The 16,021-nt window shown below is 73.3% G+C and carries 15 protein-coding genes and 1 pseudogene; 9 read left to right on the top strand and 7 right to left on the bottom strand.

The genetic code is table 11. From position 1 onward, the window contains the following. Positions 1 to 59 precede the first annotated feature (59 nt). Both K7472_RS21045 and K7472_RS21040 read left to right on the top strand, forming a co-directional pair. On the top strand, positions 60 to 1,502 hold the full coding sequence (locus tag K7472_RS21045; RefSeq protein WP_222980041.1) for an MFS transporter: 1,443 nt from the start codon (positions 60 to 62) through the stop codon (positions 1,500 to 1,502). Between the two features lie 157 nt (positions 1,503 to 1,659). Beyond that, on the top strand, positions 1,660 to 3,261 hold the full coding sequence (locus tag K7472_RS21040; protein ID WP_252395991.1) for an MFS transporter: 1,602 nt from the start codon (positions 1,660 to 1,662) through the stop codon (positions 3,259 to 3,261). 24 nt (positions 3,262 to 3,285) lie between these two features. On the opposite strand, the gene K7472_RS21035 is transcribed toward K7472_RS21040, so the two are convergent. Both K7472_RS21035 and K7472_RS21030 read right to left on the bottom strand, forming a co-directional pair. Then, positions 3,286 to 3,927, bottom strand: a complete 642-nt coding sequence (locus K7472_RS21035; protein WP_222980040.1) for a response regulator transcription factor — start codon at positions 3,925 to 3,927, stop codon at positions 3,286 to 3,288. A gap of 41 nt (positions 3,928 to 3,968) precedes the next feature. Then, a complete protein-coding gene (locus K7472_RS21030; protein WP_308014013.1) occupies positions 3,969 to 4,889 on the bottom strand; it encodes an alpha/beta fold hydrolase in 921 nt (306 codons plus the stop codon). Between the two features lie 121 nt (positions 4,890 to 5,010). Between K7472_RS21030 and K7472_RS21025 the strand changes: the two genes are divergently transcribed. Continuing rightward, positions 5,011 to 5,682: a TetR/AcrR family transcriptional regulator gene (locus tag K7472_RS21025; RefSeq protein WP_308014012.1), complete on the top strand. Its 672-nt coding sequence runs from the start codon at positions 5,011 to 5,013 to the stop codon at positions 5,680 to 5,682. Positions 5,683 to 6,173: 491 nt separating this feature from the next. Here K7472_RS21025 and K7472_RS21020 read toward each other — a convergent pair whose 3' ends face one another. Continuing rightward, positions 6,174 to 6,371 carry a hypothetical protein gene (locus tag K7472_RS21020; protein WP_222980038.1) on the bottom strand — a complete coding sequence of 66 codons (198 nt, stop codon included), beginning with the start codon at positions 6,369 to 6,371 and terminating at the stop codon, positions 6,174 to 6,176. A 130-nt stretch (positions 6,372 to 6,501) separates the two neighbouring features. Between K7472_RS21020 and K7472_RS33510 the strand changes: the two genes are divergently transcribed. Together K7472_RS33510 and K7472_RS21015 are read left to right on the top strand one after the other, a co-directional pair. Beyond that, the gene (locus K7472_RS33510) at positions 6,502 to 6,765 is read left to right on the top strand and encodes a hypothetical protein (RefSeq protein ID WP_308014011.1); all 264 of its coding nucleotides are present in this window, start codon (positions 6,502 to 6,504) and stop codon (positions 6,763 to 6,765) included. Positions 6,766 to 6,783: 18 nt separating this feature from the next. Further along, positions 6,784 to 7,854, top strand: a pseudogene (locus tag K7472_RS21015) (NsdA family TPR-like regulatory protein); the annotation flags it as partial. Between the two features lie 34 nt (positions 7,855 to 7,888). On the opposite strand, the gene K7472_RS21010 reads toward K7472_RS21015, so the two are convergent. Continuing rightward, positions 7,889 to 9,163 carry a sensor histidine kinase gene (locus K7472_RS21010; RefSeq protein ID WP_252395973.1) on the bottom strand — a complete coding sequence of 425 codons (1,275 nt, stop codon included), beginning with the start codon at positions 9,161 to 9,163 and terminating at the stop codon, positions 7,889 to 7,891. A 272-nt stretch (positions 9,164 to 9,435) separates the two neighbouring features. Between K7472_RS21010 and K7472_RS21005 the strand changes: the two genes are divergently transcribed. Continuing rightward, positions 9,436 to 9,870 carry a VOC family protein gene (locus K7472_RS21005; RefSeq protein WP_222980037.1) on the top strand — a complete coding sequence of 145 codons (435 nt, stop codon included), beginning with the start codon at positions 9,436 to 9,438 and terminating at the stop codon, positions 9,868 to 9,870. A gap of 147 nt (positions 9,871 to 10,017) precedes the next feature. Here K7472_RS21005 and K7472_RS21000 read toward each other — a convergent pair whose 3' ends face one another. Together K7472_RS21000 and K7472_RS33505 are read right to left on the bottom strand one after the other, a co-directional pair. Then, positions 10,018 to 10,176: a hypothetical protein gene (locus K7472_RS21000; protein WP_222980036.1), complete on the bottom strand. Its 159-nt coding sequence runs from the start codon at positions 10,174 to 10,176 to the stop codon at positions 10,018 to 10,020. A 134-nt stretch (positions 10,177 to 10,310) separates the two neighbouring features. Then, positions 10,311 to 12,059 carry a hypothetical protein gene (locus tag K7472_RS33505; protein WP_222980035.1) on the bottom strand — a complete coding sequence of 583 codons (1,749 nt, stop codon included), beginning with the start codon at positions 12,057 to 12,059 and terminating at the stop codon, positions 10,311 to 10,313. Between the two features lie 202 nt (positions 12,060 to 12,261). Here K7472_RS33505 and K7472_RS20990 point away from each other — a divergent pair, with 202 nt between their 5' ends. Genes K7472_RS20990 through K7472_RS20980 form a run of 3 tightly spaced genes read left to right on the top strand, consistent with a single transcriptional unit; the run spans position 12,262 to position 15,154 of the window. Next, a complete protein-coding gene (locus tag K7472_RS20990) occupies positions 12,262 to 13,158 on the top strand; it encodes a Nif3-like dinuclear metal center hexameric protein (protein WP_222980034.1) in 897 nt (298 codons plus the stop codon). Beyond that, the gene (locus K7472_RS20985; protein WP_222980108.1) at positions 13,155 to 13,898 is read left to right on the top strand and encodes a zinc ribbon domain-containing protein; all 744 of its coding nucleotides are present in this window, start codon (positions 13,155 to 13,157) and stop codon (positions 13,896 to 13,898) included. Before K7472_RS20990 ends, K7472_RS20985 begins: the two co-directional genes overlap by 4 nt. Then, the gene (locus K7472_RS20980; protein ID WP_222980033.1) at positions 13,895 to 15,154 is read left to right on the top strand and encodes a bifunctional RNase H/acid phosphatase; all 1,260 of its coding nucleotides are present in this window, start codon (positions 13,895 to 13,897) and stop codon (positions 15,152 to 15,154) included. Before K7472_RS20985 ends, K7472_RS20980 begins: the two co-directional genes overlap by 4 nt. On the opposite strand, the gene eda is transcribed toward K7472_RS20980, so the two are convergent. Beyond that, entirely contained in the window at positions 15,126 to 15,848 is a 723-nt protein-coding gene (gene eda / locus K7472_RS20975; protein ID WP_222980032.1) for a bifunctional 4-hydroxy-2-oxoglutarate aldolase/2-dehydro-3-deoxy-phosphogluconate aldolase, read from the bottom strand. The two genes, K7472_RS20980 and eda, sit on opposite strands and share 29 nt — an antisense overlap. Positions 15,849 to 16,021 lie beyond the last annotated feature (173 nt).

Here is a 16,021-nt window from a genome sequence, read left to right as displayed (position 1 = left end):
GGCGGTCCTACGACGTAAATCCGATGCGCGTTCCAGCGGCGCGCGACAGCATGGCGACCATGTCCGACCTCACCGCGCAGCTGAACACCTCCGGCACGGACCGGCGGCCCGCGCCGCCCGCCTGGGCGGTCCTGCTCGCCGCCTGCGCCGGGCAGTTCCTCGTCGTGCTGGACGTGTCCGTGGTCAACGTGGCGCTGCCGTCGATCCGCGGCGACCTCGGGCTGAGCGCGACCGGCCTGCAATGGGTGGTCAACGCCTACGCGTTGACGTTCGCGGGCTTCCTGCTGCTGGGCGGCCGGGCCGCCGACCTGTTCGGGCGCAAGCGGATCTTCCTGCTGGGGCTCGCGCTGTTCACCCTCGCCAGCCTCGGCGGCGGCCTGTCCCAGCAGCCGTGGCAACTGGTCGTCGCGCGCGCCGTGCAGGGCCTGGGCGCCGCCGTGCTGTCGCCCGCCACGCTGACCATCCTCACCACCAACTTCCCCGAGGGATCCGCCCGTACCCGCGCGATAGGCACCTGGACCGCGGTCGGGGCGGGCGGCGGCGCGGCCGGTGGCATGGTCGGCGGCATCCTCACCGACTACCTGTCGTGGCGCTGGGTGCTGCTGGTCAACGTGCCCGTGGGCGCCCTCGTCCTGGTGGTCGCCGCGCTGCGGCTGGCCGAGTCCCGCGCGCAGGGGCCGCGCCGCAGGCTGGACGTGCCGGGCGCGGTCCTGGTGACCTCGGGCGTGGCCGCGCTCGCCTACGGCATCGTCAACTCCGGCCAGTACGGCTGGGGTTCGGACCGGGCGCTGATGCCGCTGCTGGGCGGGGCGGCGCTGCTGGTGGCGTTCGGTGTCGTGCAGGCGCTGTCCCGGGAGCCGTTGATGCCGCTGGGACTGCTGCGGGTCAGGTCGGTGTCGGCGGGCAACGCGGTCATGCTGGTGTGCGGTTCCGCGATGTTCTCGATGTGGTACTTCATGTCGCTCTACATGCAGAACGTGCTGCGCTACTCGCCGTTGCGCGCCGGGTTCGCCTTCCTGCCGTTCACGTTGTCGATCATCCTCGGCTCGAAGCTCGCGCCCCGGCTGATGGCCCGGGTCGACGCGCGGCTGCTGTGCGTGGTGGGCGCGCTGTCGCAGGCGGCTGGTTTCGCCTGGGAGAGCAGGATGAGCGCGCACGGCACCTTCACCGGGACGATCCTGGGTCCGGCGGTGCTGATGTCGCTGGGCGCCGGGCTGTCGATGACACCGCTCGCCGCGGCGGCCACCTCGGGGGTCGCGCCGACGGAGGCGGGACTGGTGTCGGGCCTGGTCAACACCTCGCGCCAGATGGGTGGCGCGCTGGGTCTGACCATCCTGGCCACGGTCGCCGCCGACCGCACCGGCACCGCGACCTCGGCCGCCGCGCTGGCCGCCGGATACGGCAGGGTGTTCCTGGTCGCCACCGGGTTCCTGCTGGTCGCGGCGGTGCTGATGGCGGTGGCGCTGCCCCGGCCCGCGGCGCGCGCGGTGAAGACGGGCTGAGGAGCCGGCCGGGAGGCGTGCCGGGGTGCGTGCGCTGATCGCTCTCCGGCTGCGGGTCGTCCCGTATGGGGCCACAATCAAACGCATGAGCAGCGGTACCCCCTCCGCCGCGAGTTCCCGCACCGAGCGATCGGACGTGGTGGTCTCCGGCGGGCCGATGCGTCCGGGCCGCCAGACCCTCGTCCTGGCGGCCATGCTCTTCACGGTCTCGATGACGTTCATCGACCAGACCATCGTCGCGATCGCGGCGCCCGACATCATCGACGAGCTGAACCTGACCGCGTCCGGCATGCAGTGGGTGGTCAACGCCTACCTGCTCGCGCTGGCCGCGTTCTTCGCGTTCGGCGGACGCCTCGCCGACCTGCTGGGCCCGCGCCGGGTCGCGCTCGGCGGCACGATCGTCTTCGTCGTCGCCTCGGCGCTGTGCGGCGCGGTGCCCAAGGGGTCGGGCGCGCTGGCCTGGCTCATCACCTGCCGCGCCATCCAGGGCTTCGGCGCCGCGCTGCTGTTCCCGGCCGCGCTCGCCGTGGTCGTCGCGGTCTTCCCGGTCGAGCGCCGGGGCCGCGCGCTGGCGCTGTTCTTCGGCATCTCCGGCGCGCTGACCGCGATCGGCCCGATCCTCGGCGGCTGGCTCACCACGTGGACGTGGCGGGCGATCTTCTGGGTCAACGTGCCCGTCGCCGTCATCGCCGTCACGCTCACGCTGATGGCCAAGCTGCGCGACCGGCCGCGCCGCGAGGCGATGGACTGGCGGGGCGCCGCGCTGGTCGCCCTCGGCATGGGCGGCGCGGTGCTGGGCTTGCAGCAGTCGACGACGTGGGGCTGGGGCGACTGGAAGACGTGGGTGTGCATCGTGGGCGGTCTCGCCGTCCTGGCGGTCTTCTGCCGGGTCGAACTCGCCACCCGGCACCCGCTGATCAAGCTGCGGGTCTTCCGCGACCGCGCGTTCGCCGTCGACAACGGCGTGCTGTTCTTCGCCATGATGGCGTTCGTCCCGCTGTTCTTCTTCGCCTCCGTCTACGGGCAGGTGTGCCTGAGCATGTCGCCCAGCGAGGCGGGCTCGTACCTGTTCATCTTCTTCGCCGGGTTCGCCATCGCCTCGCAGCTCGGCGGGCGCATCCTGGACCGCAACGGCGCACGGCCCGCGATGCTGCTGGGCACGGCGCTCGGCGCGGTGGGATTCGCGTTGTGGGCGGGCAGGCTGACGGACCTGTCGCTCAGCAGGCAGTGGTGGTTCGTGGTGATGGCGGGCGCGGGCATCGGCTTCCTGCTCGCCCCGGCCTCGACCGACGCGGTCAACCGTGCCATCGACGCCAGTTACGGCGAGGTCACCGGCATCACGCAGACCGTCCGCAACTTCTCCGCCGCGATCGGCCTCGCCGTCTTCGGCACCGTGCTGAGCCACGTCACGACCGACCGGATCATCTCCTCGTTCCAGGCCCGTGGCATCCCGCCGTCCGTCTCGCACAGCGTCGCCCACCAGATCAGCCAGTCCATCTCCGGCCGTGGCAACGCGAGCGCGCCCACCGGCAACGGCCCGGCGGCGACGTTCGCACGCGGCGCGATGGCAACCGTGCGCAACGACTTCGCCCAGGGCAACCAGGCGGTCTTCTACGGCATGGCCGCCGCGCTGGCGGTCGCGTTCCTCGTCGCCCTGTGGCACCCGGGGACGAGGGTCACGCAGGAGGAACCGGCGGTGGTGCCGGGAGCAATGCCGCCCGCTGCGACGGGAGTTGATGGGCAGTCAAGTCGAAGTTGACGGTCAGTCATGCCTGGCCGGCCGTCACAGCCATCCATGGGTACGGGCGGTGCGGGCCGCCTCGGTGCGGTTGCGGGTGCTGGTCTTGCCGATGGCGGAGGACAGGTAGTTGCGCACGGTGGACTCCGACAGGTGCAGCTTGGTCGCGATGTCGGCGACCGTGGCACCGTCCGCCGACGCGGTCAGCACGTCCCGTTCGCGCGTGGTCAACGGGTTGGGGCCCGCGCTCAACGCGGCGGCGGCCAGCGCCGGATCGATGACCCGCTCGCCCGCCAGCACCCGCCGGATCGCGGCGGCCAGTTCCTCGACGGGCCCGTCCTTGACCAGGAACCCGGACGCGCCCGCCTCCATCGCCCGCCGCAGGTAGCCGGGCCGCCCGAAGGTGGTGAGTATCAGCACCCGGCACTCCGGCAGGGCGGTGCGCAGCTCCGCGGCGGCGTCCAGCCCGCTGCGGCCCGGGAGTTCGATGTCGAGCAGCGCGACGTCCGGCCGTGCGTCGAGCGCGGTCGCCACGATGGCCTCGCCGTCCGACACCTGGGCGACGACCTCCATGTCGTCCTCCAGCCCCAGCAGCAGCGCGAGGGCGCCCCGCATCATGCCCTGGTCCTCGGCGAGCAGGATCTTCACGCGGCTGCTGGCGGCGGACTCGCCGGAAGCGTCAGTCATGCGGGCAGCTTAAGGGGTGTCCCGTGCCCCATGGCGGGCCGTCAGGTGGCCCAACCCGCCACCGACGGCCGGGTGTCCGCGCGGTCGGCGAGGGCGCGGATCTCGTCGGCGTAGGCGGGCCAGGAGGCGCGGGCCAGGAAGTGGCCGACGCCCGGCATCGTGCGCAGGCGGGCTCCGGGGACGGCGGCGGCGATGTCGTACGCGGCCCGCACCCGCAGGAACGGGTCGCCCTCGCCGTGCAGGACGAGTGTCGGCGCGGTGATCCCGGCCAGGGCGCCCCCGTGCCACTTGGCGCCGACCTGGCGGCTCTGCGCCTTCGCGTCGCGGAAGCTGGTCACGCCGTGCGCCGCCTCCTTGTCGACGAACTCCCGTACGTCGTCCTCGTCGAGCCGCTGGCCGGGCGCTGCCAGCAGCCGGGCGACGCGGGTGGCCAGGGCGAGGTTGCCCTCCGGGGTCTCGGGGTAGTGCAGCGCCGCGAAGCGGACGACGGACTTCAGGCGCAGGTAGCGCAGGACACTCAGGCCCTTGGTGTCGCTGGGCACGGCCGAGGACGTCGTGAGGCTGCGGACGCGGCGCGGGTGGCGGATGGCGAGACGCTGGGCGATCAGGCCGCCCATGGAGTGGCCGAAGAGGTGGGCGTCGTCCCAGCCCAGCGCGTCGAGGACGGCCACCCCGTCGTCGGTCAGGTCCTCGGCGCTGTAAGCCGGTGCCTCGCGGCGCAGCAGAGCGGCGAGGGGCGGGCCGACGCGGCGGTCGGGCAGACGGCTGGACTCGCCCGCGTCGCGCTGGTCGTAGGCGACGACGTGGAAGCCGCGGCTGACGAGCGCGGCCACGAGTCCGTCGGGGAACCAGAAACGCGACGTGCCGAGCCCCATGAGCAGCAGCAGGGGGACGCCGCCGGAGCCGCCGAGTTCCTCGAAGGCGATCCGGGTCTCTCCGTTGTGCGCGAAGCGTGTGGTCACAGCGCTCTCCCCATCCTCGAGCGTTCGCGGAACGTTGTTCGCGAACGATGTATGCGAACACCGTATGCGAAGAGGTAGGGTGACGGCAACGTGCGCGGGAGGCCGGAGGGATGGTGCGGCGGTGGCTGGACAGCGGGAGCCGGTGATCTGGCTGCGGCCGGAGCAGGCGCAGGTCGGACGTCCCGCCGAGCGCAGTCGCGCCGAGATCACCGCCGTGGCGGTCGAACTGGCCGACCGCGAGGGCTTGGACGCCGTCTCGATGCGCCGGGTCGCTGCCGCGCTCGGCACCGGAGCAGCCTCCCTTTACCGGTACGTGGCCACCCGAGACGACCTGCTCGACCTGATGACGGACAGCACGGCGGCCGAGTACGACCTGCCGGCGCCGAGCGGCGACTGGCAGGCGGATCTGCTGCGCGTCGCGGAGCAGGCCCGGCACATCATGCGCCGCCACCCGTGGCTGCCCGGCGTGGTCATCACCCGGCCGACCCTCGGACCGAACGGCGCGGACCTGCTGGAGCACGTGCTCGACGTCCTGGCGGACCACCCGGCCCAACCCGCCCGGAAGCTGGAGGCGTTCGCGATCCTGAACGCGCTCACGGCGCTGTTCGTCCAGAACGAGGCGGCGGCGGACGCCCCGGGCGCGCAGCGGCAGGCGGCGTACCTGCGCCACGTGGCGCAGGCGGGCCACCACCCGAGGGTGGCAGCCCTCTTCACGACACCCCCCGAAGCGGACCCACCCACCGACCGCCTGCCGGCGGTCCTCATCAGGGCGTTGGCGGGGGTGCTGGGCTGAGGGTTCTTGTCGCCGCGTGAGCCCGCGGTGGCGAGTCCACGCCCGGGTGGCGTCCGTCATGACGGCGGGTCCTCTTCCTCCCTTGCCGGTAAAGCTCGTCGGCTCTTCGCGCGCATGCGGTTCAACAGGTCCGTGTGAAAGCGCAGTTGGCGGAGTTCGCTCGCGTGGTCCTTCGCCGCTGCGGATTCCGCCCAGCGATTTCCTTTCGCCTGACGCCGCTTGTTCGTCCTGGGCATCGCGGTCCTCCTGTCGCCGTCCTCGTCACTGGGGTCCCGACCGGAGCCACCTGGCCCGGCGGCGTTCTTCGTTGAGCTCGCGGATGCGTGCGCGCAGCGTGGCGAGCGTTTCGCTGTCCCCGCCGTTGCCGTCGCCGTCGTCTCCGTCGCGCTTCCGCCTGTCAGGGCATCCGGGGGCTCCGCAGGCGCAGGGCGGGAAGGCGAGCGGAGAACGGTGGGGCGGGTCCGCGCCTTCGACCATGTCGGCGCCGTCCATCACTCCACGTCCGCGGCGAGGCCCGGATCGATCCCCCGTCGCAGGCCCTCCCGCACCCGCTCGATCACGTCCACGGTCCGCACGCCCGCCTCCATCGGCCACCACGCCGGTACGACCCGTTGGAGGACCACGGGGGTCGGCTCGGCGAGTCCGTCCCGCGTACCGCACGTCGACCGGCGAGTGGCATCGGACTCCACGGCCCAACTCCCTTCGAGTGCCTGGCTGTTCTTACTCACTCCAGGCAACCGGACGACCACGCACAGCGGTACCGTGTGGAGGGGCGCCGGAGTGGAAACCGTGGAAAGCGCCCTCGCGAAGGTGGGGGTCATGGGAGAGCGGAAGCCGAACCGGAGCCTGGCGGCGCTCCTCGGCGAAGCCGGCATGTCGCAGAGCCAGGTCGCCGGAGCGGTCAACCGGCTGGCCCAGGAGGCCGGGAGCCACCTGCGGTGCGACAAGTACACGGTGAACAAGTGGATCGGGGGGACCACGCCCCGCGAAGCCATCAGACCCCTGGTGGTGGAGGCGCTGGCCCGCCGTTTACGACGTCCCGTCACCCTGGCCGAAGCGGGCTTCCCGTTCGCCGTGGCCTGATCAGCACCCGCCGCCGACCCGCCGGGGGACACTCTGGAAGGACTTCTCACTACCGGAAGGGAAGACATGGACCCCTCACGGCGGAAGTTCCTCGCCACGACGCTCTACTCCGCGGCGCTGCCCATCCCGGCCTTCCACGAAGCCGCCGAGCGGGCGGAGAAGCACGCCGCCGCCCCCACAACCCGCATCGGAAAAGGGCACGTTGAGACCGTTCGCGGGGTGACCGACTCGATCGCCGACATCCTGGACGAACACGGCGGTGCCATCGCCCGCCCCATGGCGGCCTCGTTCATCGTGAACACCCTCGGCCCGTACCTGCGGGCCGACGCGTCCGACGCCGTGCAGCGGGACATGCTCTCCGCCGCGTCCGACCTCGTCTACCTGACCGGGTGGATGGCCATGTACGAGAAGGAGCACGGGCGCGCGCAGCAGTGGTACCACCGGGCCCTCACGCTCGCGCGGGACGCCGACGACCACGTGACGTACTGCCGCACGCTGCGCGGCATGGCCCTCCAGGCGGCCAACCTGAAGCTGGGCCAACGGGCCCTCGACCTCGCCGACTCGGCGGCGCAGGCGGCACCCGGGTCCGGGCCGCGTCTGCGCGCGTTCCTCACCGGCCAGCAGGCCCACGGCGCCGCCCTGGTCGGTGACCGGCGTCAGGCGTTCACCCGGCTCGCCGAGACGGAAGCGGCGCTGTCCCAGGCGGACGACCGGCGCGACGCGATCGGTGGCTACGACCTCGCCGCGTACTACTTCCACGTCTCCAGCGTGACCTACGCGCTCGGCGACCTGCCCGCGTCCATCAAGGCGATGCAGGACTCCAACCGCGTCCGCCCGCCCATGGAGAAGCAGGGTCGCGCCCACGCCAACGCCCTGCTCGCCCAACGTCGTCTGGAGGCCGGGCACCTCGAAGCCTCGTGTGCCACGTGGGAGAACTTCCTCGACGACTACGAGAACCTCTCCTCGGCCCGCGCCGACGAGCACTTCGCCACCCTGCGCGCGACACTCAGGCCGTACCGTACCCATCGCACCGCACGCGGCGTGCTCACCCGGGCGAGCGAGGTCGGCAGGCAGAAGGCATCCGTCTGAACAGTCGTGTGCGCACCGCAGCGGGGGTGCCCCCTTACCCCAACTCCTCCCCGTCCACTGGCAGTTGCGCCGTCAGGCGGAAGCCGCCTCGGGGGGTCGGGCCCGACGTCAGGGAGCCTCCCGCCATCGCCAGGCGTTCCTTGAGGCCCTTCAGGCCGTTGCCGCTGCCTCCGCCGGCGCCTGAACCGTCGCCGTCGTCCGTGATCTCCAGTCGCGCGCGGCCCTCCTCGGTGCGCAGGTCGATCCGGCAGGACGCCGCGCCACTGTGCCGCACGACGTTCGTCACGCCCTCGCGCACCACCCAGCCCAGCAACGCCGCCGCCTGCGGGGGCAGCGGCGGGCCGGACTCCGTCACCGTCAGCTCGACGTCGGACGCCTCCAACGCCGAGCGCGCGCGGTCCAGTTCCGTGGTGAGGCTGCCCTCCCGGTAGCCGGAGACCGCCTCGCGGATCTCGGTGAGCGCCTGCCGGGCCACCGACTCGATGTCCGCCGCCTGCCCCAGCGCCGCGTCCAGGTCACGCGGCGCCAGCCTGCGCACCGCCTCCGCCTTCACCACGACCACCGACATGGTGTGCCCCAGCAGGTCGTGCAGGTCACGGGAGAAGCGCAGCCGCTCCTGGTTGACCGCCGCCCGCGCCAACTCCTGCCGTGCGGACCGCAGTTGGCCGATCACCTCGTACAACGACAGGATCGCGCCGGTCACCAGGCCGGAGACGAACGTCGCGTACGCGATGCTCGCCGCGCTCCACAGACTGGCGCCGCCGTGCCCGGCGACGATCCCGGCCGAGACGGCGAGCACCGCCACGATCCGGCCCAGGTGCCGCCCCCGGAAGACCGTCCCGCACGCGAACGCCAGCATCACGATCAACGTGATCCAGTTGTGCCGGAACCCGATCGCGCCCGCGTAGGCGATCACCGCGCTCGCGCACACCATCACCCGCGGCGACACCCCGAACCGCGGCCGCTCGTCGAACGCCGAGATCACACTCATTGCGTACAGCGCGCAGAACGCGGCGAGCGCGAGCCATGCCAGCCACGCCGGGTGCGCCCGGTGGTGCAGCACGTCCGCAGCCGGGGCCACCATGATCGTCAGCCACGGCAGCATGATCCGGCTGTCCGGCCGCTTGATGCGTTCGATGTACGAGTCGAGCTCGGCGCCCTGCAACGAGCCCAGGTCGTGGACCTCCAGGAGGTTCTGCCCACGCTGCCGCGGCGTCCCGGAACCCTGCCGCGACGCCTCCACACGGCCCCACCACCGCCGCGCCTCCTGCCAGGCATGCCGCGCCCGCGTCCCCCGGTTGCCCGCCATCCGCCTCGTCCGTTCCTCGTGTCCGCGTGCCCTCGTCAGGGCTGGTCCCCGTGCGGCTCCATCATGGTGCGCCGGCGGGGTGCCGGGCCATCCGGCCCGATCGGGTGACGGCGTGTCCGACGCGGGCGCGGGTGCCTCGGCCGCCGGGAACGGGCGGCTACGTTGAGAGGCGGGCGGCCGCGACGAGTGGGGACCGGCCGCTGAAAGCGGTGCCGACCAGGCCGGATCCCCGGCCCCCGCGGTCGGGGCGCGGCAAGGAGGCCACCACCGGCATGGACGTTCTCTTCATCACGAGCGTGGCGGCGGTCGTCGCCGACCCGCCGCTGAGCCGCAAGCTGTTCGTCGAGGCTCTCGGGCTGCCGCTGGAGGGCGAGGGCGACGGCTACTACTCCAGCGGGAACGTGCCCGGCAGCAAGCACTTCGGCCTGTGGCCACTCTCGCAGGCGGCCGAGGCGTGCTTCGGCACGGCCGAGTGGCCCGCCGACCGGGTGGTGCCGCAGGCGTCGATCGAGTTCGAGGTGGCCGACGCGGAAGCCGTCGCGGCCGCCGGTGCCGAACTCCGACGCGCGGGCTTCGAGCTGCTGCACCCCGCCCGCACCGAACCGTGGGGCCAGACGGTGGCCAGACTCCTCACGGCGGACGGGCTGATCGTCGGGATCTCCTACGCGCCCGCTCTGCACGATGTGCCGGGGGACACTCAACGTTGATCAATATTGATCAACGTTGAGTGCGAGTCAATGAGTTGATTGCGGGTCAAGTTGACGAGGAAGGGCTCGCGGACATGCCACGGCGGCCGGTCCGGGGACGCTCCCGGGCCGGCCGCCGCGGTGTGGTGGCGTGAGGGGTCCGCCTGCTCAGCCGTGGTCCTGCTCGACCTTGCGGTGCTTGCCGTGGGCCGGGATGTCGGTCTCGTCGGCGGCGGAGGCGGGACCACGGTGCTTCGCGCCCTCGGCTCCCAGGCCGGCCGCCTGCAGGGCGCGGTCGTCGGTGACGTCGGTACGGGCTTCGGACATCAGAAGTCTCTCCGTCGGGATCGCTTACTGGGATGGCGAGTCGGGGCGCACGACACATGACGCGCCTTGACACAACCGCCCGTTGCGCACCTGACGTGGCCGGGTCGTCCGGCTGTGCAGCCCCCGTCTCAAGTCTAACCGTGGACATGATCACTGAAACCGGCGGTCCGACTCGCGTGTGTCACGGCGGTTGTTGCCGAATCGTGGCGCGACGGTGACGCTGAATCGTTTGTGCGCGCAGGGCTTTCCGCGGCTGTGCGCACAGGCCCCTCCGCGGCGGACATCGGCGCCTGTTGGAGCGGGACGACGCGGTTGGCGGGAGGGTCGGAGGCCGGGTCCTTGGCCAGGTCGGAGGGGGCGTCCGGCGGCCCGGCGGGCGGGGTGCCGGAGGGCGCCGGAGCGGTGTCGGAAGGCGCGTCGGACGGTGGCCCCGGCACTTCGGGATGCGCTTCTGGATGCGCTTCGAGACGCGCTTCGGGCGGCGCGGGGGCGAGCGGCGTGGGAGCGGACCGCCCGGCGTCACCCTTCGCTTCTGTGGACGCGGCGGCGTAAACATCCCGCACGTCAGCCCTGAGGGTGATGTCGCGCACGCCGTACGGCTGTTCCGGCCGGGCGTACGGAAGACGCAACGTGTCGCCGTCGCCCCACCACGCACCGTCCACCAGCCACCCCGGCGGCGTCGGCAACGGTTCCAGGCGCCGGGTCGACGGCCGCCACAGCACCGCCCGCTGCCCGATCCGCAGCGCCACCGCGCACGCCTCGGGCGTCAGCGCCTGCCCCGGCTGCACGGCCAGCGGCACCGTACCGGGATCGCGCAGGCACTCGGGGAAGCGCACCGGGCGGGTGCTGCCCAGCACGCCCCAGCCCAGCCGGTCGTCGCCCGGCGCGTTGCTGCGCATCAGCAGCAGGCCGCTGTCGGGGTCGGCGAGCAGCAACCGGTCGTCGCTGTCCTCGGTGATCTGGAGCAACGGGTGCACGGCACCGTTCGCGAGGTCCACGGCGACCGTCTTCGTCCGCCCGTCGCTCTCCCGGTCGAGCGCCAGTGTCCGCCCCTCGCGGTCCAGCCAGATGCCCCCGGTGCAACGGCCGGGCACCTCGGCGAGCGGGGCGAGCCCGGGACCGCCGTGCACCAGCCAGACCGTGCTCACGCCGTCGGCGTGGGTCAGCGCGTACGCGGAACCGTCGGCCGCCGCGGGCAGCAGGCGCACCTGTTCGCCGTGGAGGAAGCCGACGGGCAGCTCCCCGGTGCCGGGGCCGGTCGGGTAGAGCAGCGCGAGGTCGTGGCGGTCGCCCTCGCCGGGGCGGCGGATGAGGACGCGGCCGTCCGGCAGCGGCAGCACCTGGGCGTCCGACGACTCCGGCCGCGCGCCGGGCAGTCGTACGGTGTACGGCTCGGGCCCGCCCAGCGTCCAGCGCTCCGGGTACCAGCCCCCGTCCCCGTGATCGGCGAGGCAGGCCCCGTACGACCCGTCCCGGGTGACGGCGAACCCGGTGCGGCGCGGGGCGGTGAGCGGGACGGCGGCGCGGGGGCGGGGCGAGGCGGACGCCTGCGGTGCGGCGCCCTGCGGGGGAGGGGGAGCGGTGCGGGGTGCGGCGGCCCGCGGGGCTCCCGGGTCCGCGTCCGGGCTGCGGGACGGCTCGGCCTTCGCCGGTTCGGCCGGTACGGCCGGTTCCGCCGGTTCGGACGACGCCTCCGCGGGCCCGGAAGACGCCTCGGCAGACCCCGGTACGGGTGCGTCCGCCTCCGCCGCGTCCCGAATCCCCACGGACGGCGCCCCCGTCCCCGAAGGCGCCCCCGGCATCGCGACGCGCAGCGTCCTCGTGCCGGTCGGGCCGAAACCGGTCGCGGCGGAATTCGCGGTGTGCGTGGCCAAGACGGTCATCTTCCTGCGTCACCTCCGATCGCAGACGCTAGTTTTCGTACGCCCAGCCGATCGCCACGAGTTGGCGCGCTTCACACATAAGGGTGGCCGCGTTCCGGAACGGCGTGAAACGGGCGCTCGGATGTGCTGCGCGCCCCCGCCGGGAACCCTCCTGTACCCGGCGGGAGGCCCCGGGGCCGCCATGAGAGGTAACCTTCCACCCGTGCCCAAACTGTCCGACGTGATCGCCGCCCTCGACGGCCTGTGGCCCGCCGACCGGGCCGAGCAGTGGGACGCCGTGGGACTGGTCTGCGGCGACCCCGACGCCGAGGTCGGCCGGGTGCTGTTCGCGGTGGACCCGGTGCGGGAGGTCGCCGAGGAGGCGATACGGATCGGCGCGGACCTGCTGGTCACGCATCATCCGCTCTACCTGCGCGGCACGACGACGGTCGCGGCGACCCACTTCAAGGGCCGCGTCGTCCACGAGCTGATCAAGCACGACATCGCGCTGCACGTCGCCCACACCAACGCGGACCGGGCCGATCCCGGCGTCTCCGACGCCCTCGCCGCCGCCGTGGGCCTGCGCGTCACCGGTCCCCTCGTGCCCGACCCCGACGACCCGGCGGGCCGTCGCGGCCTCGGCAGGGTGGGGGAGCTGACGGTCCCGCTGACGCTGGCCGACTTCGCCGCGCGGGCCGCCCGTGGCCTGCCGCGTACCGCCACCGGACTGCGCGTCGCGGGCGATCCGGAGCGCGAGATCCGTACCGTCGCCGTCTGCGGCGGCTCCGGCGACAGCCTCTTCGACCAGGTGCGCGCCGCCGGGGTGGACGCCTACCTCACCGCCGACCTGCGCCACCACCCCGCGTCCGAGGCCACCCAGCACGGCGGCCCCGCGCTCATCGACGCCGCGCACTGGGCCACCGAGTGGCCGTGGTGCGAGCAGGCCGCGGCGGAGCTGGACCAGATCTCCGACCGGCACGGCTGGAGCCTGCGCGTCCACGTCTCCCGCCAGGTCACCGACCCGTGGACGCTGCACGCGTCCGTCCCCCCGGCCCCGGAAGTCCCTCCGGTCCCGGAACCGGATTCCGCCCCCTCCAGCAGCTCAGGAGCCCCGAACTGAACGCCGCGCCCGCCGACCAGATCCGCCTTCTCGACCTCCAGGCCCTCGACGTGCGTCTGGGGCAGCTGGAGCACAAGCGCACCCACCTGCCCGAGCACGCCGAGGTCGAGCGGCTGTCCGCCGACGCGGGCCAGCTGCGCGACCTGCTCGTGGCCGCGCAGACGCAGGAGAGCGACACCGCGCGCGAGCAGACCAAGGCCGAGCAGGACGTGGACCAGGTGCGCCAGCGCGCCACCCGCGACCAGAAGCGGCTGGACTCCGGCGTGGTCACCTCGCCGAAGGACCTGGAGAACCTCCAGCGCGAGATCGCCTCGCTCGCCAAGCGCCAGGGCGACCTGGAGGACGTCGTGCTGGAGGTCATGGAGCGCCGTGAGGCCGCCCAGGAGCGCGTCGCCGAGCTGACCCAGCGCCTGGAGTCGGTGCAGGCCAAGGTCGCCGAGGCGGAGGCGCGCCGGGCCGAGGTGCTGAAGCAGATCGACGAGGAGGGCTTCACGGCCGGCAAGGAGCGCGAGATCGTCGCCGCCTCCGTCCCCGCCGACCTGATCGCGCTCTACGACAAGCTGCGGGCCCAGTTGGGCGGCGTCGGCGCGGCCAAGCTCTACCAGAAGCGCTGCGAGGGCTGCCGCCTGGAGCTGAACATCACCGAGCTGAACGAGGTCAGGGCCGCCGCTCCCGACGAGATCGTGCGCTGCGAGAACTGCCGCCGCATCCTGGTGCGCACCCCGGACTCCGGCCTGTGAGCAACGCGTTCGTCGTCGAGGCGGACGGAGGGTCCCGGGGCAACCCGGGGCCCGCGGGCTACGGCGCCGTCGTCGCCGACGCGGCGAGCGGCGAGACCCTCGTGGAGGCGGCCGAATACATCGGCACCGCCACCAACAACGTCGCCGAGTACCGCGGCCTGATCGCGGGCCTGCGCGCGGCGCATCAACTCGACCCGGACGCCACGATCCAGGTGCGGATGGACTCCAAGCTCGTCGTCGAGCAGATGTCCGGCCGCTGGAAGATCAAGCACCCCGGCATGCAGCCGCTGGCCGCCGAGGCCCGTGGGATCTTCCCGCCCGACCGCGTGTCGTACGAGTGGATCCCGCGCTCGCGCAACAAGCACGCCGACCGCCTCGCCAACGAGGCGATGGACGCGGGCAAGCGCGGCGAGCAGTGGGATCCCGCCTCTTCCACGGCCGCGCTCAAGTCGGCCCGTGGACAAGGGACTTCAGAAGCTGACGTGACGTCAGTTCGCGGTGCGGACGACGTCGTTGAGTCAGGCGTGGCGCCGAGTGCGGGACCGGCCGCCGGGCCTGACGTCGAACCCGTCGCAGAGCCGCTCGCCGAGCCCACCGCCGTTCCGGTCGGCTGGGGCGCAGCCGACCTCGGTGCGCCGACCACGTTCGTACTGCTGCGGCACGGCGAGACCGCGCTGACCCCGCTCAAGCGCTTCTCCGGCTCGGGCGGCGACGACCCGGAGCTGTCCGAGAAGGGCCGGTGGCAGGCCGCCCGCGCCGCCGACGCGCTGGCCGCCCGGGGCACCGTCCAGGCCGTCGTCACCTCACCGCTGGCCCGCTGCCGCCAGACCGCGCAGGCCGTGGCCGACCGGCTCGGCCTGGAGGTGAGCGTCGAGGAGGGCCTGCGCGAGACCGACTTCGGGGCGTGGGAAGGGCTGACGTTCGCCGAGGTGGGGGAGCGGTACCCGGACGCCCTCCAGGCGTGGCTGGCCTCGGCGAAGGCCCGGCCGACCGGCGACGGCGAGAGCTTCGCGACGGTGGCTCGCCGGGTGGCGGCCGCCCGCGACCGGCTGATCGCCCGCCACGCGGGGCAGACCGTGCTGCTGGTCACCCACGTCACCCCGGTCAAGACGCTGGTCCGGCTCGCGCTGGGCGCGCCGCCGGAGTCGCTGTTCCGCATGGAGCTGTCCGCCGCCTCGCTGTCGGCGGTCGCGTACTACGCGGACGGCAACGCGTCGCTGCGCCTGCTCAACGACACGGCGCACCTGCGGAGTTGACGGTTCTGGGCTCCGGGGCCACCGTCGGCGCGCCGCCCACGGCGGCCGCCGCCCGGGCCAGCCGCTCGACGCGCCCCCAGTCACCGGCCCGTACGGCATCGTCCGGGACCATCCAACTCCCGCCCACGCACGGCACGTTGGGCAACGCGAGGTAGTCCGCCGCGCGGCTCGCGTCGATCCCTCCGGTGGCGCAGAAGCGTGCCGAGGGCAACGGCGCGGCCAGTGACCGCAGATACCGGACGCCGCCCGCCGCCTCGGCCGGGAAGAACTTCATGTCCTCCACCCCGCGTTCCAGCAGCGCCATCGCCTCCGACGCGGTGGCCACCCCGGGCAGCACCGGCGCCCCGGAATCCAGCATCGCCGTCAGCAACCCGCCGGTGCACCCCGGGCTGACGAGGAAGCGCGCGCCCGCGTCCAGCGCGCCGTTCACCTGACGCTCCGTCAACACCGTTCCCGCGCCGACGATCGCGCCCGGTACGTCCCGCGCGACCGCGCACACGGCGTCGAGCCCGGCGGGCGTCCGCAGTGTGATCTCGACAGCGGGCAGGCCGCCCGCCACCAGTGCCCGGGCCAGCGGCACCGCGTCACCGGCGTCGTGCAGCGTGACGACGGGGATGACGGGTGCGAGGTCGAGAACAGAGGGGACGGACGGAGCGGAGGGTCCGGAGGCGGGCGCGTCGGGCATGGCCGTCATCGTGCCGCCCGGGTTCGGCCTCCGCAACAACTGTTGCGGGTGCCGCAACGCGATACCCGTACCCGTTGATCGCGATATACGGCCGGGGTTCCCGGTTGGCCCCCTCGCCTGCCCGGCCCCCTTGCTATTCCTGGGGTCTCCCCATGCTTCCGGCTTCCGGCGCCGCCTTGACA

The organism is Streptantibioticus parmotrematis (assembly GCF_019890615.1).
In the GTDB taxonomy this organism is placed as follows: domain Bacteria; phylum Actinomycetota; class Actinomycetes; order Streptomycetales; family Streptomycetaceae; genus Streptantibioticus_D; species Streptantibioticus_D parmotrematis.
The sequence above is the reverse complement of the archived record's forward strand: the minus strand, read 5'-3'. Positions and strand labels throughout refer to the sequence as shown.

What these genes read in the sequence shown, in the direction of transcription:
- K7472_RS21045 (WP_222980041.1), top strand. Translation starts at nt 60, where the DNA reads ATGTCCGACCTCACCGCGCAGCTGAACACCTCCGGCACGGACCGGCGG.
- K7472_RS21040 (WP_252395991.1), top strand. Translation starts at nt 1,660, where the DNA reads ATGCGTCCGGGCCGCCAGACCCTCGTCCTGGCGGCCATGCTCTTCACG.
- K7472_RS21035 (WP_222980040.1), bottom strand. Translation starts at nt 3,927, where the DNA reads ATGACTGACGCTTCCGGCGAGTCCGCCGCCAGCAGCCGCGTGAAGATC.
- K7472_RS33510 (WP_308014011.1), top strand. Translation starts at nt 6,502, where the DNA reads ATGGGAGAGCGGAAGCCGAACCGGAGCCTGGCGGCGCTCCTCGGCGAA.
- K7472_RS21010 (WP_252395973.1), bottom strand. Translation starts at nt 9,163, where the DNA reads ATGGCGGGCAACCGGGGGACGCGGGCGCGGCATGCCTGGCAGGAGGCG.
- K7472_RS21005 (WP_222980037.1), top strand. Translation starts at nt 9,436, where the DNA reads ATGGACGTTCTCTTCATCACGAGCGTGGCGGCGGTCGTCGCCGACCCG.
- K7472_RS21000 (WP_222980036.1), bottom strand. Translation starts at nt 10,176, where the DNA reads ATGTCCGAAGCCCGTACCGACGTCACCGACGACCGCGCCCTGCAGGCG.
- K7472_RS33505 (WP_222980035.1), bottom strand. Translation starts at nt 12,059, where the DNA reads ATGACCGTCTTGGCCACGCACACCGCGAATTCCGCCGCGACCGGTTTC.
- eda (WP_222980032.1), bottom strand. Translation starts at nt 15,848, where the DNA reads ATGACGGCCATGCCCGACGCGCCCGCCTCCGGACCCTCCGCTCCGTCC.